General features: G+C 33.7%; 15 protein-coding genes. 7 read left to right on the top strand and 8 right to left on the bottom strand.

What is annotated here, in order from left to right; translation table 11 throughout:
• The first annotated feature begins 53 nt into the window (after positions 1-53).
• Genes dprA through ychF form a run of 3 tightly spaced genes read left to right on the top strand, consistent with a single transcriptional unit; the run spans position 54 to position 4,503 of the window.
• A complete protein-coding gene (dprA, locus tag PHS07_03915; protein ID MDD4607440.1) occupies positions 54-1,211 on the top strand; it encodes a DNA-processing protein DprA in 1,158 nt (385 codons plus the stop codon).
• A gap of 9 nt (positions 1,212-1,220) precedes the next feature.
• Positions 1,221-3,425, top strand: a complete 2,205-nt coding sequence (gene topA / locus PHS07_03910) for a type I DNA topoisomerase (protein ID MDD4607439.1) — start codon at positions 1,221-1,223, stop codon at positions 3,423-3,425.
• A 4-nt stretch (positions 3,426-3,429) separates the two neighbouring features.
• Positions 3,430-4,503 carry a redox-regulated ATPase YchF gene (gene ychF / locus PHS07_03905; protein MDD4607438.1) on the top strand — a complete coding sequence of 358 codons (1,074 nt, stop codon included), beginning with the start codon at positions 3,430-3,432 and terminating at the stop codon, positions 4,501-4,503.
• A gap of 53 nt (positions 4,504-4,556) precedes the next feature.
• On the opposite strand, the gene PHS07_03900 is transcribed toward ychF, so the two are convergent.
• Both PHS07_03900 and PHS07_03895 read right to left on the bottom strand, forming a co-directional pair.
• Complete coding sequence (locus PHS07_03900; protein MDD4607437.1) at positions 4,557-5,183, bottom strand: RecX family transcriptional regulator; 627 nt, start codon at positions 5,181-5,183, stop codon at positions 4,557-4,559.
• A 4-nt stretch (positions 5,184-5,187) separates the two neighbouring features.
• On the bottom strand, positions 5,188-6,378 hold the full coding sequence (locus tag PHS07_03895; GenBank protein ID MDD4607436.1) for a methyltransferase domain-containing protein: 1,191 nt from the start codon (positions 6,376-6,378) through the stop codon (positions 5,188-5,190).
• A 134-nt stretch (positions 6,379-6,512) separates the two neighbouring features.
• On the opposite strand from PHS07_03895, the gene rpsF reads away from it, so the two are divergent.
• From rpsF to efp, 4 genes are read left to right on the top strand one after another with little or no spacing between them, the layout of a single operon-like run.
• A complete protein-coding gene (rpsF, locus tag PHS07_03890) occupies positions 6,513-7,040 on the top strand; it encodes a 30S ribosomal protein S6 (protein ID MDD4607435.1) in 528 nt (175 codons plus the stop codon).
• 44 nt (positions 7,041-7,084) lie between these two features.
• Complete coding sequence (gene ssb / locus PHS07_03885; protein ID MDD4607434.1) at positions 7,085-7,498, top strand: single-stranded DNA-binding protein; 414 nt, start codon at positions 7,085-7,087, stop codon at positions 7,496-7,498.
• Between the two features lie 28 nt (positions 7,499-7,526).
• Positions 7,527-7,763 (top strand): 30S ribosomal protein S18, encoded by a 237-nt coding sequence (gene rpsR, locus PHS07_03880; protein MDD4607433.1) that lies wholly within the window; start codon positions 7,527-7,529, stop codon positions 7,761-7,763.
• Positions 7,764-7,766: 3 nt separating this feature from the next.
• Complete coding sequence (gene efp, locus PHS07_03875) at positions 7,767-8,330, top strand: elongation factor P (protein ID MDD4607432.1); 564 nt, start codon at positions 7,767-7,769, stop codon at positions 8,328-8,330.
• Between the two features lie 167 nt (positions 8,331-8,497).
• Here the strand turns inward: efp and recA are convergent, their stop codons facing one another.
• From recA to PHS07_03845, 6 genes are all read right to left on the bottom strand, one after another.
• Positions 8,498-9,544 carry a recombinase RecA gene (gene recA, locus PHS07_03870; GenBank protein MDD4607431.1) on the bottom strand — a complete coding sequence of 349 codons (1,047 nt, stop codon included), beginning with the start codon at positions 9,542-9,544 and terminating at the stop codon, positions 8,498-8,500.
• Between the two features lie 23 nt (positions 9,545-9,567).
• Entirely contained in the window at positions 9,568-10,239 is a 672-nt protein-coding gene (locus PHS07_03865; protein MDD4607430.1) for a helix-turn-helix domain-containing protein, read from the bottom strand.
• Positions 10,240-10,244: 5 nt separating this feature from the next.
• Positions 10,245-12,497, bottom strand: coding sequence for a DNA translocase FtsK 4TM domain-containing protein (locus tag PHS07_03860; protein MDD4607429.1), 2,253 nt, complete (start codon positions 12,495-12,497; stop codon positions 10,245-10,247).
• A gap of 129 nt (positions 12,498-12,626) precedes the next feature.
• On the bottom strand, positions 12,627-16,493 hold the full coding sequence (gene rpoC / locus PHS07_03855; protein MDD4607428.1) for a DNA-directed RNA polymerase subunit beta': 3,867 nt from the start codon (positions 16,491-16,493) through the stop codon (positions 12,627-12,629).
• Between the two features lie 21 nt (positions 16,494-16,514).
• Entirely contained in the window at positions 16,515-19,904 is a 3,390-nt protein-coding gene (locus PHS07_03850) for a DNA-directed RNA polymerase subunit beta (protein ID MDD4607427.1), read from the bottom strand.
• A 296-nt stretch (positions 19,905-20,200) separates the two neighbouring features.
• Positions 20,201-21,550 (bottom strand): UDP-N-acetylmuramoyl-L-alanyl-D-glutamate--2,6-diaminopimelate ligase, encoded by a 1,350-nt coding sequence (locus PHS07_03845; GenBank protein ID MDD4607426.1) that lies wholly within the window; start codon positions 21,548-21,550, stop codon positions 20,201-20,203.
• Between the last annotated feature and the right edge of the window lie 280 nt (positions 21,551-21,830).

Genomic DNA, 21,830 nt, shown 5'->3' with positions numbered 1-21,830 from the left:
GATTAGGTTGTTAAATCATCGACCACGTAAAAGATTAAATTTTAAAACACCTTATGAAATATTTTATCAAAAGAAGTGAAATCAAAAGTGAAATTAAAAATGTTTCACTTTGGAATAGAATTCAGGATATTGACTTAAAATATTGGCTGGCTTTTTCTAAAATTCTTCAACTTGGACCGATTCGTCTGCGTCGAATTTATAATCACTTCCCATCCATGGAAGAAGCTTGGGATGCACCAGCGCAAGAATTGCACAATGCCGGTTTGGATAAAAATATTGTAGATAAAATTATTGAACAGAAAAAAAATATTGATCCAACTTGGGAATTAGACAACCTACATAGACAAAAAATCCAAGCTGTCACTATTCAAGATGAATCTTATCCGTCATTGTTAAAAGAAATCTACAATCCCCCGCCTCTTATTTATTATACTGGTAATTTAAAAATTTGTCATGATTTTTGTTTAGCTGTAGTCGGTACGCGCAAAGTCAGCTCATACGGCAAGCAAATTATAGATCAAATTGTGGGCCCACTCGCTAACAAAGGCATCACGATTGTTTCCGGTCTAGCCCTGGGCGTTGATAGTTTGGCCCATCAAATTACGCTAGAAAACCAAGGTTCAACCATCGCCGTTTTAGGTTCAAGTCTAGATCATATTTATCCTCAAGCAAATTACGCTTTGAGCCAAAAAATATTAGAACAACAAGGCCTATTAATAAGTGAGTATCCGCTGGGCACCCGACCGGCTAAACAAAATTTCCCTTTTAGAAATAGAATTATTTCTGGTTTAAGTTTGGGCACTTTAATTATTGAAGCGCCTGAGTCTAGTGGAGCTTTGATTACAGCGAAATTTAGTTTAGAACAAAATCGCGAAGTTTTTGCTGTGCCGGGTGACATTACAAAAATAAATTCTTCTGGGACTAATGCTTTAATTAAACAAGGTGCTAAACCCGTCACTTCGCCCGAAGATATTTTAGACGCCTTAAATCTTGACCAAATTAAAAATTTTTTACACACTCAAGAAATATTACCCGACAATCCCCAAGAAGAAAAAATGCTTGCGTTTATCAACCGCCAACCGATTCATATTAATAAATTGATTGAATTAACCCACTTGCCAGCTAATCAAGTAAATGCTACTTTATTAACTATGGAAATGAAAGGTAAAATCAAAAATCTGGGCGGACAAAATTATGTTATTAGTCATTAATTATTTTATATGCAATTAGTTATTGTCGAATCACCCACTAAAGCTAAAACTATTACCCGTTTTCTGGGTAAAAATTTTAAAATTGTATCTTCCTATGGCCATGTACGTGATTTACCTAAAAGCAAATTAGGTATTGACGTAGAAAACAATTTTACACCTCAATACGTCACTCCACGCGCCAATCAAAAAAGAATTACTCAATTGAAAAAACAAGCTCTTAGTGCCAAACAAGTTTGGTTTGCAACTGATGAAGATCGTGAGGGCGAAGCGATTGCTTGGCATTTACAAGAATTATTTCAATTAGACCAAGCTAAAATTGGTCGCATTGTTTTTCATGAAATTACGCCCGAAGCTATTCAAGGGGCTTTAAAAAATCCCCGTCAAATTGATATTAATTTAGTCGATGCTCAACAGGCCCGCCGGATTTTAGACCGTTTAGTGGGTTATAAACTTTCACCATTATTGTGGAAAAAAATAGCTAAAGGTTTATCAGCTGGTCGAGTTCAATCACCCGCCCTGCGACTGATTGTTGAACGTGAAGAAGAAATTAAAAAATTTAACCCCGAAGAATATTGGTCATTGGAAGCCGATTTTACTGACCAACAACACCATACTTTTACCGCACATTTGTATAAAATTGAAAATAAAATTTTAGATAAACTCGCTATTAAAAACGAATCAAATTTAAAAATTATATTACAGGCTCTAGAAAAAACTACCTATCAAATTACTGATTTACAAACCAAACAAACCGTTAAAAATCCGTTACCACCCTTCACCACCTCTACCCTACAACAAACTGCTATTAACCGCTTTGGTTTCTCAGCCAAGCAAACCATGGTCTTGGCTCAACAACTCTATGAGGGAATTAATTTGGGTAGTCAGGGTTCAGTCGGTTTAATTACTTATATGCGCACCGATTCGGTTAATTTAGCTGAAAAATTTCTAACCCAGGCTCAGCAATTTATTAATAAAAATTTCGGATCAAATTATCACCCTGGTCAACCACGCCACTTTAAAACCAAATCTAAATCAGCTCAAGAAGCTCATGAAGCCATTCGACCGACTGATGTTAACCTAATGCCAGATGAAATTAAAACTTATTTAAACAAAAATCAACTTAAGCTTTATCAATTAATTTGGCAGCGCGCTGTCGCTTCTCAAATGTCACCAGCTCAAATCCAGGCTACCATATTGGATGTTCAAGATCACAGCCAAAAATATATTTTCCGTGCCAATGGCTCAGTGATTAAATTTGATGGTTTTTTGAAAGTCTATCCGACTAAAACCCAAGAAAATATTTTGCCAGAATTAAAATTAAAACAACCGGTTGATTTAGTAAAATTTAATCCACAACAACACTTTACTCAACCGCCAGCGCGTTATACTGAAGCTTCGTTAGTTAAAACCTTAGAACAATTTGACATCGGTCGTCCTTCAACCTATGCTCAAATTATCAATACTATTCAACAACGTAATTACGTGACCAAAGAACAACGATATTTAATCCCGACTGAAATTGGTACTCTAGTCAATAAAGTTTTAGTCGAGCATTTTAATCAAATTGTTGATTATGATTTTACTGCTCAAATGGAAAATGAACTTGACGATATCGCTCAAGGAAAATTAAACTGGGTTAAAGCTATTCAAAAATTTTATCAACCTTTTATAAACAATATTCAAATCAAAGAACAAGAATTAGATAAAACTCAAATCACTCAACAAGAAACAACCGATATTAAATGTCCTAAATGTGGCAATCCAATGATGATTAAATTGGGTCGCTTTGGTAAATTTTTGGCTTGTTCTAATTTTCCTGAATGTAAAACCACTCAGCCTCTAGAGGAAAACGGCCCGACAGAAGAAATTAATGAAAAATGTCCCGAGTGTGGTCATGATTTAAAAATTAAATTTGGTCGCTTCGGTAAATTTTTGGCTTGCTCAAATTATCCTGAATGTAAATTTACCAAACCCATTATTAAATCAACTGGTGTTAAATGTCCTGAATGTGGCCAAGGCGAACTGGTCGAAAAAAGAACCAAAACCAAGCGCACCTTTTATGCTTGTTCAAATTATCCCAAATGCAAATTTGCCTTATGGTCTAAACCCAACGGAGAAAAATGTCCGCAGTGTGGCAGTTTGTTAATTTATGGCACCCAAGATACACTCCGTTGCAGTCATAAAGACTGTAAATTTACTAAAAAAATAAACTAATTTTATGTCATTAAGTTTAGGTATTGTGGGCCTGCCCAATGTCGGTAAATCTACACTATTTAAAGCCCTAACCAAAAAACAAATTGATATTGCCAATTATCCGTTCTGCACCATTGAACCCAATGTTGGCATTGTCGAAGTGCCTGATGTGCGCTTGCAAAAATTAAGCCAAATATCTCAATCAACTCAAACCATTCCAGCTGTGGTGGAATTTGTTGATATTGCCGGCTTAGTTGAAGGTGCTAATAAGGGCGAGGGTTTAGGTAATAAATTTTTAGCTAATATTCGTGAAGTTGATGCGATTGTGCATGTCGTCCGTCATTTTACTGATCCGAATGTTATTCATGTTAACGGAAAAATTGAGCCCACGCATGACATTGAAATTATTAACACTGAATTAATTTTGAAAGATTTAGAAACTTTAACTAAACGTCAACAAGATTTAGCTCGTAAAGCCAAAGGTCAAATCGATAAACTTGAAAATCAACAATTAAATGTTATTAATAAAATTTTACCAGCAGTTGAACAAGGACAATTAATCGAAAAAATTGAATTAAATTTGGAAGAAAAAAAAGCTTTGCGTGATTTAAATTTATTAACTATCAAACCGATCATTTATGTTGTTAATGTTGATGAGCAAAATGTTAATCAAAAAATCACTTTACCCAACATTGAAGCTGAAAAAACTTTAGTTATCTCGGCTAAAATTGAAGCCGAACTATCAGAATTAAACATCGAAGAGAAACAAGCTTATTTACAAGAAATTGGCTTACAGCAAAGCGGCCTAGATAAACTTATTACCACTGGTTATCAAATTTTAAATTTAATTACTTTTTTTACTTCTGGCCCTAAAGAGACTCGCGCCTGGACAGTTGAAAAAAATTCTACCGCTCCTCAAGCCGCCGGAAAAATCCATACTGACTTTGAAGCTAATTTTATCCGTGCTGAAATTTGTCATTGGCAAGATTTTGTTAATTATGGCGAACAAGGTTGTAAAGATAAAGGCTTAATGCGTCTAGAAGGCAAAGACTATATCTTTCAAGACGGTGATACTGTTTATTTTAGAGTTGGAAAATAAAATTAGTTAAATTAAAAAAGACTAGCTTCTAAAGTTAGTTTTTTGTTTTTAAACTATGATTTAATTTTATCCCAAACGCTTTGAATAATTTCCCAACCAAAACCGCGTTGAGCTAAATAACTAGTTAATTTTTGATAATGTTTTGATTTATCTTGTGGCTTAAGTCGAGCTATTTTTTTTTGAGCTAAAACCGTAGCTAAATTTAACTCTTCATCACTTGAATAATATTTTTTTAAACTTTGTTCTATTAGCTTATGATCAATGCCTTTACGATAAAGCTCTTGTTGAATTAAAAACCGACCGCGCGGTGAATTTAATTTACGGTCTTCAATCCATTTACGGCAAAACTCCTTGTCATCTATTAAATTTAAATCAATTAAACGCTTTAAAATTTTTTCTATAACTTGATTATCAAATTCTTTTATTTTTAACTTTTGAATAATTTCAGCTTGACTTCTTGGTCTAATTCTTAGCCATAAAAAAGCTTTATTTAAAGCCTTAGACTCTTGTTCTTTATTGATTAATTTTTGTAATTCATCAGCTGAAATTTTTTGCCCCTGATAAATACCCGTATCAATTAAAGTCTGTTCTGAAACGCCACAACAAAACTCATCATCCACAAAAACATTAAAACGAGTCTGTCTTTTTTTTTGTTCTTCGATTTTAGTTATTTGTGGCATAAAACTATTTTTTAAACATCAATATCTCGCGCAACACTCCCTTGCCCCGCCGTGAATAAATTATTGAACCACGTGAGGTAATTTTCATATCTTTCTTTTGTTTAAATTCCTGTGGCAATAAGTCTAGCTGCTTAAAATCTAATTCCGTAACTTGATCTAAAATATTTAATTTAAATTCTTGTTTTCCTAAAGTAAAAATCGGCCAGACCATCACTATCTTCCCACCCGGTTTTAAAACTTGTTTAAATTCCTTAAAAGCAACTAAATATAATTCTTCTAATTCTATGATTAGCTTTTCTAAATCGTAACGCTGGCGAGTTGGCCCTAAATATGGTTCAGTCACAATTGCGTCTATTAAATTATCTTTAATTTTAGAATTTAATTCTCTAACATCACACTGAAAAATATTTTCATCTAAATCAAAATTAAAATTAAATTTTTGGATCAACCATTTTAAATTCTCCTGAGCTTTATCAATAGCTTGAAAATCCACATCACAACCCATCACTTTTTTATAGCCTAAAACTACAGCTTCTTGCAAAATTGTACCGCAACCACAAAATGGATCTAATAAAGTCTGATCTGTTTCTAAATTTGCTAAATTAATCATCATTTTGGCTAATTTGGGAGGCATAACGCCTGAAATCATATCGCGTTCTGGTCGTTGAAAATCACGATAGCCGTATTCAACAAAATCTTGAATTGCCAAAGTTTGACCAAGATAATTATTATTTAAAAAACACAATTCTATACCGCGTAAACTGACTAACTTATTTTTTTTAACAATAACTGAAGATAAAATTGGTTGTGTACTAGCCACAAAGCGACTATTTAAATTTTGGTTTTTGAGCTGATTTTTAATTTCCAAACCTATTTTTTTTAAATCTAGCTTAGTTGCACTGTAATTACTTAAACCAAAATAAATTTTGTTACTTTGATTTTTAATATGCTGTTGAATAATTTTAGCCAGATCGGCAGATTTAAATTCAATCGCCTTAGAAATAATTTGTCCTATTTTAACACAACCGCCTAGTTGTTGAATTAATTTGTCCGGCAAAATTGATTGCTTTAAATCTAAAATTAAAATATCTGTTGATAAATTAACTAGCTTATATTCAATTTTGGCTTGATTTAAAACCTGTAAAATTTCAGCTACCGACAAGGTCGGCGTATTGCCTAATTCAAAAAAATACATAATTATATTTTAAAAAATAAGTTAAAATAACTATTCACACGCTTTCCACTTTTAAACTCTTGATTTATTTTTTTATCTATGCTATGATGCGTCAACAAGCTAATAACTTAACATAATTAATTTAAATAGCCAATATGCTTTATCATTTAGTTTACCTTATTGCGAGTTCTTATCCGCAGGAAAAAATTAATCAAATTTCTGACCAAATTGATAAATTAATTCAAGACCATCAGGGTGAAATAATTAAAAAAGTCAATTTAGGAGAAAAACACTTAGCTTATCCAATTCAAGGTGTAGCTAATGGTTATTATACCTCTAATTTTATTAAATTAGAAGTCGAACAAGTTAAAAGTTTAGAAAAAAAATTAAAAGAGCAAGGTGAAATCCTTAGATTTTTGATTACCAAATGGTCAGGTGAAGTTCCAGGTGATAAAAAAGAAAAAGCCTTAGAAGAAACAAAAGACATCTCCAAGTCTCAAACAGATTTAAATACTAATACGCCAGAGCAGCCAGAACCAATTGCCGAAACTACTGAAGCAACTGAAATTGTTTTAGATGAAGACTCTCCCAGTCAAGACAATAAACCTGTTAAAAAAAATAATAAAAAAGAAGACAAAAAAAATCTTGACGATACTCCCCTTGATGAGTTATTAGATATTTAATTTATATTTTTAAAAAATTTATTTAATCTTTAAAATAAAACTCTATGGATTTAAATAAAGTTTCTTTGATCGGTCGCTTAACTCGCGATCCCGAAACTCGCACTACTCCACAAAATGTCAATGTGGTTTCTTTTGGTTTAGCTACCAATTTAATTTGGACTGACCAAAGTGGCAATCGCCAAGAAAAAGTTGAATACCATAATCTCGTTGCTTGGCGTAAACTGGCCGATATTTGTTCACAATATCTCCACAAAGGTGACCGCATTTATTTAGAAGGTCGTTTAGAGACTCGTTCCTGGGAAGATCAAAATGGCGCTAAACATTCGCGCACGGAAATTGTTGCTCAAAATATGATTATGCTAGATACTAAGGGTGGTAATAATTCAAACCGACCTTCAGCCCCAGTTGATTCTACTCCAAGAGAAGAAGAAATTAATGTTGAAGAAATTCCATTTTAATTAATATTTATCTGTAAAAAAACTGATTATGTTTAGAAAATCAAAGTCAAAATCTGCTAAAAATTCACAAGGGTGTTATTTTTGTTTAAATAACGCTGAAGAAATTGACTATACCAACGTTGATGAAATTCGTCGTTTTACTTCACCTTATGCTAGAATTTTACCTCGTCGTAAAACTGGTATCTGTGCTAAACACCAACGTAAATTTAGCCAAGCCGTTAAACGCGCACGTTTTATGGCTTTATTACCCTTTATTAAAAGATAATTTATGTTACTCTCACTTAATGCGGTTCGTAAGGGTCACATCATTATCCTGGATGGTCAGCCCTATTTAGTTTTAAATACTCAACACTCCCACATGGGACGTGGTAAGGCGACTTTAAGATTGAAGATTAAGAGTTTAATCGATGGTAAAGTTTTAGATCGAGGCTTTAGTGGCAATGATAAACTCGAGCAAGCTGATGTTACTACTAATAAAGCTAGTTTTTTGTATAAAGATGAAACTGATGCTTATTTTATGGACGTTCAATCTTACGAACAATTTTCAATTAGCTTAGATCAGGTTGAAGATAAAATTAATTTTTTAACCGAGGGCACAGAAATTAATATAGTTATTTTTGAAAATAAACCTATTGATATTGTCTTACCGCCAAAAATTAGTCTGAAAGTAGTTGAAGCAGCTCCAGGTGTGCGTGGCGATACTGCTCAGGGTAGTGTTAGTAAACCAGTGACTTTAGAAACTGGTTTAATTATCAATGCCCCACTTTTCGTCAAAACTGGTGATACTATTAAAGTCAACACTGAAACTGGCGAGTATGTCGAAAGGGTGTAAAACACAACAACATAAACATTTAAAAATACGAAGGCGACATTCCGGAATGTCGCCTTCGAAAATTTTGCGACAACCAACAAAAAATGTGAAAATGGCTATTATCACCTTCATACAATATCAAATCAAAAAAGATCTGCGAAGGCAAATCTTTTTTTTTATTTTTAATTTTACTTTTTGTCTTCTTTCTCAGCTTCTTTAACTGCTTTGATTACATCTTTTTTAAGCTGAGTAACTATTTTCGAATTCGCCCTTAAAAATTCACGCACATTCTCTTTGCCTACGCCCAACTTATTTTCTCCATAAGACAGGGTATTACCACTTTTTTCGATTACTCCATGTTTACCACCTAAATCAATTAAATCTCCAGTCAAAGAAATGCCCTCGTTATACATAATATCAAATTCACAAGTTCTAAAAGGTGGCGCGACTTTATTTTTAACTATTTTAACTTTAACTCGATTACCAACCGTCTGCTCGCCTTTTTTAATTTGCGCTGCGCGTTTAACTTCGATTCTAACTGAAGAATAAAATTTTAATGCCATACCGCCAGTCGTAGTTTCTGGATTACCGAAAAATACTCCAATCTTCATGCGAGTTTGATTAATAAAAATCACCACGGTTTTAGTTTTAGAAATTATGCTCGCTAATTTTCTTAAGGCTTGAGACATTAATCGCGCTTGTAAAGCCATATGATGATCACCCATTTCGCCTTCAATTTCAGCCTTAGGCGTTAAAGCAGCCACCGAATCAACAATAATTACATCAATGCCATTGGAACGAACTAGGGTTTCAACAATTTCCAAGGCCTGTTCACCAGTGTCTGGTTGTGAGATTAATAAATCTTCAATATTAACTCCGATTTTATCAGCATAAGACGGATCCAAGGCATGCTCGGCATCAACAAAAGCGCCTACCCCGCCCAGCTTTTGAACCTCAGCTAAAACATGTAAGGCTAAGGTAGTTTTACCCGACATTTCCGGACCATAAATTTCAATAATTCTGCCACGAGGCACACCACCAATTCCCAAGGCCAAATCTAGAGATAAACAACCCGTTGGCACGGCTTCAACATCCATAACTCTAGCTTCTTTAAGCTTCATTATTGATCCTTCACCAAAACGTTGACGAATTTGTCTAACAGCTTCTTCGGCTGCTTTGACTCGACTAGCCACTCTGTCTTGATTTTCGTTTAACTCATCTTTTTTATTAACCATATTTTTATCTTTTAAAAAATTAATTAATCTAATCTGATAATTTTTTTAAAAATTTGATTATGTTTACCATTATCACTAACCACACTCGCTTGAATTAAATTTGTCCCCAAACTTAAATTTAAATTACAAGTAAAATTACCATCACTGTCAGCTCTAACTGGTTGATCATTAACAAAAACTAATATATTTTTTTCTGTCTGACCAATGATTTGAATCTTTTCTTCGGCTGTTTGAATTTCATCTTGAATTAAATTAGTAATAGCTAATTTAGGTGTTTGATCGGCCTCAACAGCTGAAACTAAAATATAGCCCAAAACTAACACAACAACTAAAGCTAAAGCTAAATTACGCATCAATTGTGGCGTCCAATGAATATCAATTTTAAATTTGGGGATTTTTTTAAATTGATTAAACATGACTTGCTGTAAACCCCTTTCTTGATCATATAATTTCATCATTTTATCTACTGCCAGGCCTAAAAACTGAGCATATTTTTTTAACCAATTACGTGTATAAACCTCGCCAGGTAATTTAAAATAATCACCATTTTCTAGGGCCATTAAATACTCTTCTGAAATATTAATTTTTTGACTGATTTTTTCAATCGATAATTCTAAATCAAAACGCGCCTGAGTTAATAAATCACCAACACTTTTATCAACTTTTATTTTTTTAACTGTAAATTTGTGTTGCATATTTATTATTCTTCATAATATTCTTCTCCGTCATCCTCCTCTGTCTCTTCTATATTTTCATCTTGATGATTAGCTATATATTCGTCAGCTGCTAAATATCCATCCATCTCTTCTTTGCCAATTAAAACGTCTCGTGGCTTTGAGCCCATCGGCGGACCAATAACACTTTCTTCTTCTAGCAAATCTAATAAACGTGCAGCTCGAGCATAACCAACCCTTAATCGTCGTTGTAATAATGAAGCTGAGGCTTTTTGAGCTTGAATGACCACTTCCTTGGCCTGTGGCAACAAATCATCGCTTTGATCATTTTCTCCGGGCAAATAAGATGATGTTTGATTGGGTCGTTCAACTACTTCTTCAATATAATCCGGGTCACCTTTTTCTTTTAAAGAGTTGACTATCTTTTTAATTTCTAAATCACTAATATAAGCACCTTGTAAACGTTTAGGATTGGATAATTCAGCTGATAAATATAACATATCGCCTCGGCCCAATAATTTTTCAGCGCCAGAAGTGTCTAAAATTGTTCTGGAATCAACTTTTGAAGCTACCGATAGAGCAATTCTTGACGTTACGTTGGCTTTAATTAAACCAGTAATAACGTCTACTGACGGACGCTGAGTGGCCATGATTAAATGAATACCAACCGCTCGAGCCATTTGAGCCAAGCGAATAATGCAAGCTTCGACTTCCACGCCAGCGGCCGCCATTAAATCGGCCAACTCATCAATCACAATTACAATGTAGGGCATTTTTTCTTCATTGTCATTGTTATAACTTTCAATATCTCGTTTACGGGCTTGAGCTAATTTTTCAAACCGGCGTTCCATTTCCAAAATCGCCCATTTTAAAGCATTAACTGTTTTTTCAACATTGGTAATCACCGGCGTAATTAAATAAGGAATATCATTATAATCAACCAGTTCTACACGCTTAGGATCAACTAAAATTAATTTTAAATCATCGGGTGAATTTTGATAAAGCAAGCTTAAAATAATAGTATTTAAACATACGGTTTTACCTGTACCTGTCGCCCCAGCGACTAATAAATGTGGCATTTTAGCTAAATTAGCCGTCCAAGGGTGGCCAGCCACATCCTTACCCAAACAAATAGTTAAGTTGGATTTACGATATTTAAAATCATCATTTTCTAAAATTTCACGCAAGCCTACGCGCGCGACATCTTGATTGGGGACTTCAATGCCCACGAGTGATTTGCCAGGAATTGGTGCTTCAATTCTAATTGGATGAGCAGCTAAAGCCAAGGCTAAATCATTGTGTAAGGTTGTAATTTGAGATAATTTTACCCCTTCAGATGGTCGCAAAGTATATTGAGTAACTGTCGGTCCAACTTTAAAATCACCCATTTCTACGTCAATGTTAAAATTACCCAAGGTCCGTTTAATAATAATTTTATTAGCTTCTACATCTCCCTTACTTAAAGCTTTTTCATTTAAATTATCTAAAAGATCGATCGAAAAATAAAAATCTTTTTTAGGATATTTACGTTCTTTGCGAGTTAAAACTTGAACTGTTTCTTGTAAAATATTTTTAGATTTTTCCGATAACGAATCTGCGTTGTCGGTTTGAATAACATCGGCCTGATTATTTTCTTGATTAATTTGTTTCTGTTGCTGATAAATTTTTTCTTCTTGATCAACCTGCCGATCAATTTTAAATCTTTGCCAAAGCTGATTAAATCCATACCAACTATATTTAATTCTATCCAATAACTCATGCAAAGATATATTGAAAATAACTAAAATAGAAACTATTAACAGGCCGATAAAAACCGCCAAAGTCACCCACAAACTGCTAATTTGACGCAATGGATAAACTGCAAAAAATCCCAAATAGCCACCACCCATACCTTCATTTAATAAAGATTGCATACGTTCATATTGGATGAAAGATTCTAAAATTCCACTCATGGCTAATATAAAAATCAGTAAACCCAAATAATTATGCGGTTTCAAGTGCGTTTTCTTTAATAATAACAATGAAACGCCGATTAAAACCATTGGGACCATCCAGGCTCCCCAGCCCAAAATTAATCTTAAAAAAGCGTCGATATAAATTCCGGCTCGGCCACCTTGATTAATTAAGGCTAATAAACTAATTAGGCCCGTCATAAACAAAAATATAACCAAAATACCCTGCCAAATTTCTTGACCCAAAGTAAAATCTTGAATAAAATCATTTTGGCGTTTTTGCTTACTCTTTTTGTTTTTAATTCCTGTTTTTTTCTTTTTTACCATAAATTTAATATATATTTAATTTTAGCATTTTTAAAGAATAAGATAAAGGGATATATAATTTTTAAATTTTTATTTACAATAAAAAAGAATCCCGCTCATCGCAGGATTCTTTTTTAAAAAATCTATTAATTACTTTTCATCTTCATCCAAAACCCGAGCCGGAATCAAACCACCAATAATGACGTTTTCTTTTAAACCATGTAATTCATCGACTTTACCGGTAATGGCTGCGTCAATTAGAACTCGTGGAGTTTCTTGGAAAGAAGCAGCCGCCAACCAACTTTCAGTTGATAAACTAACTTTACTAATACCTAGCAATAAAGTTTTAATTTTAGGTAATTCTTTGTTTTCCTTTTTTAATTTTTCACAAATCTCCAAATAAGTTGATTTGGTAATAATACTGCCAGTTAATAAATCTGATTCGCCGGGTTCTTCAATTCTCACCCGTGAAAACATCTGACGAGCAATTAATTCCACATGTCGATCATCTAATTTTTGGCCTTGATAAGAATAAACTTTTTTAATTTCCTCAATAATGTATTTTTGGGTTGCTTCCTCACCTTGAAGCTTAAATGCTTCCTGTAAATCTAAACTACCTTCTGACAATTGTTGACCTCTCGTAACTGTTTCACCTTCTTTAATTAAAATTTCATTGCGCAAAGGAATTAAATATTCTTTTTCGTTTTTTTGTGGATAGACAACCGTTAGTCTGTTTGGCGTAATTTTGATTTTACCTTCATGTTGACTAATAATTTTTTTCTTGCCATTAACCATTAATAATTCACCCGCTTCTACTTGCTGACCATTTTTAACTTTAATCTGACTTTGACTAGCGCCCGATAAAAAAATGTCATATTTTTCTCCCTGATGTCCTTTGTATTCAACCAAAATTGTTTTTTGATATTTTTTATTTTCACTAATCTTTTTAATTTTACCGTCATCTTCAGCTAGCACACCTTTACGATTAGGTGTACGTAATTCAAAAATCTCTTCTACCCGAGGCAAACCTTGAGTAATATCTTTACCTAAAACACCACCCGTATGAAAAGTTCTTAAAGTCAACTGTGTACCAGGTTCACCAATTGATTGAGCTGCGACTACCCCAACAGCTGCATTCATTTTAACCATCTCATTGTAACCTAAGTCATAACCATAACATTTACGACAAATGCCTCGTTTATTTTTACAACTTAAAACTGATCTAACTCTAAGTTTTTCTAAATCTAATTTTTCAATTTCCGAAACTAAACTACTAGTTACTACCTCACCCTTTTTAACTATCACTTCTTTGGTTTTTGGATCCTTAATGTCTTCCAATACTGCTCGGCCGACCAGTCTTTCAGCTAAGGATTCGCCCATAGCCAAAGAAACTCTTTTAGTAATAATTACACCCTCGGTATCGCCGCAATCTTCACCTGAAATTAAAACTTCTTGAGCTACGTTAACTAAACGTCGAGTTAAATAACCAGCGTTAGCTGTTCTTAAAGCAGTATCAGTCAAACCCTTACGAGCACCATGGGTAGAAATAAAATATTCCAACACATCAAAGCCTTCTCTAAAACTGCTTTTAACTGGCAGTTCCATGGTTTCACCAGCTGGGTTAATTACTAAACCCTTCATACTTACCATTTGACTTACCTGACCGCGCGAGCCACGTGCTCCAGATTCAACCATAGTATAAACTGAACCATGCTTATCAATTAATTCCTGAGATAAATCAAATAAACGATCTTTAACTTCAACCCAAATTTCAATAATTTTCAAATGTTTCTCATCTTGACTTAATAAACCATCTGCAAATTGTTGTTCAATTAAAGCTACCTTTTCTTCGGCTTGGCTAATAATGCTTTCTTTTTCTGGAATGTCTGGTAAATCATCCATTCCCCAAGATGTGCCTAAGGTGGTTAAATATTTTAAGGTAATATTTTTAATTGTATCAACTAGTTTAGCTGTATCTTCTTTTCCATAAAAATGCATTGACTGAATTAAAATTTTCTTGATAGCTTTTTTATCAATTAATTCGTCATAATTTTTTAATTTCTCTGGTAAAATAATATTAAAAATTACCCGTCCAACGCCAGTTTCAATTAATTTGTCACCTATTTTTACTTTAATGCGTTCATTCAAACCAATTTTTTTATTATCATATGCCAATAAAACTTCCTGTGGCGATGAAAAATTTTTGATGGTTTGATTGGGTTGATCAATAATCAACGTCATATAATAACTTCCCCAAACCATATCTTTAGCTGGCGTAACAATTGGTTCGCCAGTGGCTGGTTTTAACAAGTTATTGCTTGATAACATTAATTCTTTAGCTTCTTTTTTGGCTTTTTCTGTTAAAACAATATGTACGGCCATTTGATCACCGTCAAAGTCAGCATTAAAAGCTGCACAAACCAATGGATGAATTCTCAAAGCCTTACCTTCAATTAAAATTGGTTGAAAAGCTTGAATACTTAAACGATGTAAGGTTGGAGCGCGATTTAATAGAATATGACTTTCTTTGGTAATTTCTTCTAAAACGTCCCAAACTTCTTTAACACCTTTTTCAATTAAAGTGTTAGCTGATCTAACATTATAAACATGACCTTGACGAATCAATTCGCTAATTACAAAAGGTTTAAATAATTCAATGGCCATGGTTTTGGGTAGACCACATTGATGTAAATTTAAATAAGGCCCAGCAGTAATAACTGAACGACCAGAATAATCTACCCGTTTGCCTAATAAATTGCGTCTAAAACGACCCTGCTTGCCTTTAAGTACATCGGCTAAAGATTTTAAAGCTCGTTTTTGACCAGTTGAAGCGGTGACTGTTTTAGTCCGTCGCGCGCTATTGTCGATTAAAGCATCGACTGCCTCTTGTAAAAGTCTTTTCTCGTTGCGACAAATAACTTCTGGTGCGCTCAACTCTTGTAATTTTTTTAAACGATTGTTGCGATTAATCACTCTTCGATAAAGATCATTTAAATCTGAAGTAGCAAAACGCCCACCATCTAATTGTACCATTGGTCTTAAATCTGGCGGAATAACTGGAATAGTAGTTAAAATCATCCAATCGGGTTTGACTTTATTTTTAATTAAAGCTCGGACTAATTTTAAACGCCGACGCACCTTTTTATAGTCAGGTGATTTGCGTGGAATATTTTCTAATTTTTCCTCAACCTTTTTAACTACTTTATTTAAATCAACCTTTTTTAATAATTCATAAATAGCAGCCGCACCCATTTGAGCTTCAAAAATATGACCATATTTTAAAGCCAATTCTCGATATTCTGCTTCAGTTAAAGTTTGATATTCGTGGACTTCTTGTAATTGTTTGCGACTAATTTTGAAAGCCCGTTCAATGGCTTCAACTTTTTTAATATAGGATTGGTCAATCATTTTAGCTAACTTGTCTTTGTCCTTATCTTCCTTCTTTTCAACCTCGATTAAGGCTTTTTGATATTCTTGTTTTAAGATTTTTTTCTTGTCTTTTTGCTCTTTAACTAGTTGTTCTTCAATTTCGCCTTTTAGTTTTTCATCGACATGCGTCACGATAAATTTAACAAAATAAATTACATCTTCCAGCTGACGGGCTGAGACTCCTAAAACTAAACTGACACGAGATGGTACTTTACGTAAAAACCAAATATGTGAAACTGGTGCAGCTAAATCAATATGACCCATGCGTCGACGACGTACAATACTCCGAGTAACCTCCACGCCACACTTATCGCAAATAATACCCTTATAACGAATTCTTTTGTATTTGCCACAAGCACATTCCCAGTCTTTAACTGGACCAAAAATCTTTTGGCAAAATAAACCATCACGCTCTGGTTTTTGGGTGCGGTAATTAATAGTTTCTGATTTGGTTACCTCACCGCAAGACCAGGCATGAATATCTTCTGGCGAAGCTAAAGTTAATTTAACCGCTTTAAAATCGGGTATCTCAACTCGCCGAGTAACTTCATCTAAATTTATTGTTTTGGTTGATGTTGGTGCTGGCATAAATATTTAAAATTTAAAAAATTAATTATTTTTATCTTCTTCCAAGATCTTGCCATCTTTATCGATTAATTTAATGTCTAAACATAATCCCTTTAATTCTTTAACTAAGACATTGAAAGATTCTGGCAAACTAATTTTATTAATCGGTTCACCTTTAATAATTGATTCATAGGCTTGAGACCGACCGGGCACATCATCAGATTTGATAGTTAACATTTCCTGCAAAATATGTGCGGCCCCGTAGCCCTCTAATGCCCAAACTTCCATTTCACCAAAACGTTGGCCACCAAACTGAGCCTTACCACCCAAAGGTTGTTGAGTAATTAAAGAATATGGACCAATCGAACGTTGATGAACAGCATGTTCAACCAAATGATTTAATTTCATCATGTAAATATAACCCACAGTAACTTTATTTTTAAATGGCTCACCAGTTCGACCATCATAGACAACCAACTGTCCATCGTCGGGCAAATCGGCCTGTTTTAATAAGTCTTTAATTTGACTTTCTTTTAAGCCATCAAAAACTGGTGTTGCAACTTTAATACCTAAGGTGCTGGCTGCCAAGCCTAAATGTGTTTCTAAAATCTGACCTAAGTTCATTCTGGAAACTACGCCCAAGGGATTTAAAACAACATCCAATGGAGTGCCATCTTTTAAATATGGCATATTTTCCACCGGCAGAATGGTTGATAAAACGCCTTTATTTCCGTGCCGACCGGCAAATTTATCGCCAGGTTGAATTTTTTGTAAACACGCAACTGTAACTTGAATAGTTTTAATTACACCAGGTGACAATTTATCACCTTGTTCGCGTGAAAAGATTTTAACGTCAACCACCTTACCGTGTTCGCCATGCTCTAAATATAATGAAGTATCCCGAATATCTTTAACCTTTTCACCAAAAATGGCTTTTAATAATTTTTCTTCAGCTGATAATTCAGTTTCACCTTTTGGTGTAATTTTACCAACTAAAATGTCGCCAGCTTTTACTTGAGCGCCGACAATAATAACACCCTCTTCGTCTAATTTGTTTAATTTTTCTTCACTCACGTTTGGAATATCGCGTGTCACTTCTTCTGCTCCTAATTTTGTATCACGCACGTCAACACTGTAATCATCAATATGAACAGATGAAAAAGCATCGCGTTGTAAAACTCGACTAGATAAAACCACCGCGTCCTCATAGTTCCAACCTTCCCATGACATAAAACCAACTAATAAATTTTGTCCTAAAGCCAATTCACCTTGATCCATGGCTGGACCATCGGCCAAAACATCACCAGCTTTAACCCTCTGACCAACTTCAACAATCGGTTTATGATTTAAACACGTTGAAGCGTTGGAACGGACAAATTTATCTAAATAGTAAGTCTTAACTTTACCTTTAATATCTTTGACTGATACGTGTAAAGCGTCAACGCTTTCAATAATACCATCTTCTTTATTTAAAATTAAATGACCAGAATTCGCGGCAGCTACCCCTTCCATACCGGTGCCCACGATTGGCGCTTGTGGCTTAATACATGGCACAGCCTGACGTTGCATGTTAGTTCCCATCAAGGCCCGATTGGCATCAGTATTTTCTAAAAATGGAATACATGCTGTACCAGTACTAATAATTTGTTGAAAAGAAATATCTGTATAATCTAACTCCGTCGGTGCACAAAACCCCGGCTTACCATAATGACGCATATCATAACCGTCACGCATAAAATTACCTGCTTGATCAATGCCATGATTGGCCGAAGCAATAATATATTTTTCTTCTTCTTTGGAATTTAAAAATTCAATTTTAGATAATAATTGTGGCTTAATTGGAATTCTTTCATAGTTAGTCTTGGTTAATTTTTGAGCGACACTGGCTGTAATTTCTTGACCAGCTTTTAAAATTAAATCTTTTTCTTGTGTCGGATCTTGATAAATATCTTTACTGGCAATTTTACCAACAGCAGCCGAACCGTCATTGGCCACATCTTTTAAAACTTTAAAATAAGGTGTCCGTAAAAAACCATATTCATCTAAATCACTATATAAAGCTAAATGACCAACCAATCCAATGTTTGGTCCTTCAGGTGTTGCAATTGGACAAATTTTTCCATAAAAACTACGATGAACATCACGCACTTCAAAACCAGCTCGTTCCCGTGACAAACCGCCAGGACCCATTAAAGAAATACGACGTTTGTGTTCTAATTCAGCCAAAGGATTAGTTTGATCCATAAATTGACATAATTGTGAAGACATAAAGAAATCACGCAAAACGCCAATAATTGGTTTAGGATTAACTAATTGGTTCGGTACTAAATCATTTAATTTCGCTGTACTTAAACGATCTTTAATAATCCTGATAGTTCTAGCCAAACCGACTCTTAAACGATTTTGAACTAATTCACCAACACCTCGAATACGACGATTATCTAAATGATCAATATCATCAGCTGGTTCTTGGTTATAATTTAAACGAATAACTTCACGCATAACACAAGCTAAGTCTTCTTTTCTAAAAACTCGCGTTTGTTCGTTGTTAGCCAATTCACCACCATAAAGTCTCGCGTGATGAGACGAATGAGCAAAACGTTGATTTAATTTATAACGTCCCATCTTGCCCAAATCATAACGTTCAAAATTAAAAAACATGGCGAAAATCAACGACCGCGCATTATCAGCGGCTGCTAAATCGCCAGGACGAATTCTTTTATAAACTTCGATTAAACCCTCGTCAGCATTGTGAGCTTTATCTTTAGCTAAAGTATTTCTAACATAACTAATAGGCTGATCTTTTTCTAAATCACTAAATAAATCTAAAATTTCATCATCGGTTTCATAGCCCATAGCGCGCAACATTGAAGTCGCGGCTACTTTTCTTTTCCGATCAATTTTAACCCAAATTACGCCGGCTGTATCGGTGACTAATTCTACCCAAGCGCCACGATTTGGAATAATTTCACCGCTGTAATAACGTCGGCCTCGACTGACAGTGGCATTAATAAAAACACCGGGTGAACGCATTAGTTGTGAAACTACGGCCCGCTCAATACCATTAATAACAAAAGTCCCCCTATCATTCATCAAGGGGAAATCGCCTAAATAAACTTCCTGCTCTTTAGATTTGCCAATTTTTTTGTTAACTAATCTAACTTTGACGCGTAAAGAAGCTTCATGGGTTAAATTTCGATTTTTAGCTTTGACTTCGTCAAACTTAGGTTCATCAAAAAAGTAATCAGTAAAATAAACTTCTAATCCGCGATCAACTGGATCGGTTACTGGAGAAATTTCTTTAAAAAGTTCGCCAATCCCTTCCTTTAGAAACCAAGCGTAAGACTCTTTTTGGATTTTTAATAAATCTGGTAAAGGATGAGAAATTTTTGGATTAGAAAAAAATTTACGTTGAGGAGAGCTTGAAGTCATATTTTTATAAAATAAATAATTTAGTTAAATTAACTAAAATCTACTCCTGATTTTAAAACCAGCAGTAAGGTTGAAAATTTTTAATTGTGAGTCCTTTTAAGTTTTAAAATAAATTTAAACTTAATTTTATTAAAACTATGTATATATTAAGCTTTTTTGGCTAAAATGTCAAGGCTAAATGTGTATAAAATAGCCTTTATTTTAAAAAAATAAAAAATGACCAAATTTGGCTTAAATAAAGCCTTTTAAAAAATTTTAATTTAAATTAAAAATAAAATAAAATTTTTGTCCACAATTTATCCACAAAATTGACTTGCTTCTTCTAAAATAATTTGCTTATCACTCCATTTCTGTGGTTGATTATTTTTACCCATAATAACATTCTCACAACCTTTACCTGACAAAACAATTATATCACCTTCTTGAGCCAATGCCAAACTTTTTTGAATTGCTTGCCGGCGATCCAAAATTTTATAAAAAGATTTTTCTAAATTATGCTTTTGTAAATACTCTTGAACACCCTGAGCTACGTCATCTATAATCTTCTGTGGATCTTCATCATACGGATCTTCATTGGTGACAATAATTACATCTGTATATTGAGCAGCCAAAGCGCCTAAAATTGGTCGCCTATTTTTGTCGCGTCCACCGCCAGCTGAACCTAACAAACTAATAATCCGTTGGGGCTTAAATAATTTCAAAGTCTGATATAAACTTTCCAAAGAAGAGGGCTCGTGAGCATAATCCACAAAAATTCTAAAGGGTTGATTGATGACAACTTCTTCTAAACGACCTGGTATATTTTTAAAATTTAATAAACTGTCTTTTATTTTATTTAACTCTATCCCCTGACTTAAAGCAACACAAAGGCTAGCCAAAACATTATAAACATTGAATACGCCAATTAAATTAATTTTAAAATCCACATCTTGAATTTTAAACTTCGAATAGGTTTGATCTAATTCTAAATTTTCAGCTTGAATTATTTTTAAATCTTGATTTGTATTTTTAAAATCTATTGATTGATTTTTAATTTTAAAACCATACTGCTCGTCGGTTTGATATTTTAAAAAATGTTCTGCGTTTTGATCATCTAAATTAATTACACTAACTTTATTAACTTTTTTATTTTTAAATTTTTTATGCGCCCGACAAGTTAAATTTTTAAAAAGTTTTTCTTTAGCTTGGCGGTATTTAACAAAACTACCATGCGACTCAATATGTTCCGGTGTTAAATTAGTTAAAACCGCTATATCATAATTAATACCCAAATGTCTAAATTGTTTAATCCCCTCAGAAGTTGTTTCAACTATGGCATAATCACAACCAGCTTTAACCATCTTTTTTAATAACTGTTGAATTTTAAAACGCCCCGGCATAGTCATTTTTAAATTATTAGGCCACTCTTGTTGATCTATTTTAAATTTAATACCAGAAGAAATACCAACCTTAAAACCAGCTTGCTCTAAAAGGTGACTAATAATCAAAACCGTACTCGACTTGCCCTTGGTGCCAGTCACGCCAATAACTTTTAATTTTCGAGAAGGACAACCATACAAAAAAGCACCTAGCCAACCCAACAACCAATGGTAAACTTGAAGCACAAATTGAGGTGTAATTTTCTTAATAATTTTTTTAAAATTCATTTGTTTTAAAAAGTAATTTATGATATTATAGCATATACAGAATGTAAATTCAATTATAAAAAAGCTTTATTTCATAACCCGTTTATGATTACAAATTTCGAGCCATTTTTTTGCTTAAATAAAAGCTTAATTCAACAGGTTTGTATAAACCCTGTTAGGCGAAATTCAAAACCTCGCCTTTAAGGAAGAGCCCGCTTTAGAAAGTGTTTTAAATCTATTACAATAACCATATATTATGAAGCTCAAAAATAAAATCATCGTTGTAACCGGAGCAAGTGAC

It is taken from the genome of Patescibacteria group bacterium (assembly GCA_028707495.1).
Lineage (GTDB): Bacteria > Patescibacteriota > Patescibacteriia > UBA2591 > JAQWAS01 > JAQWAS01.
Note: the sequence above shows the minus strand (reverse complement) of the source record. Positions and strands in the feature narration are given on the sequence as shown.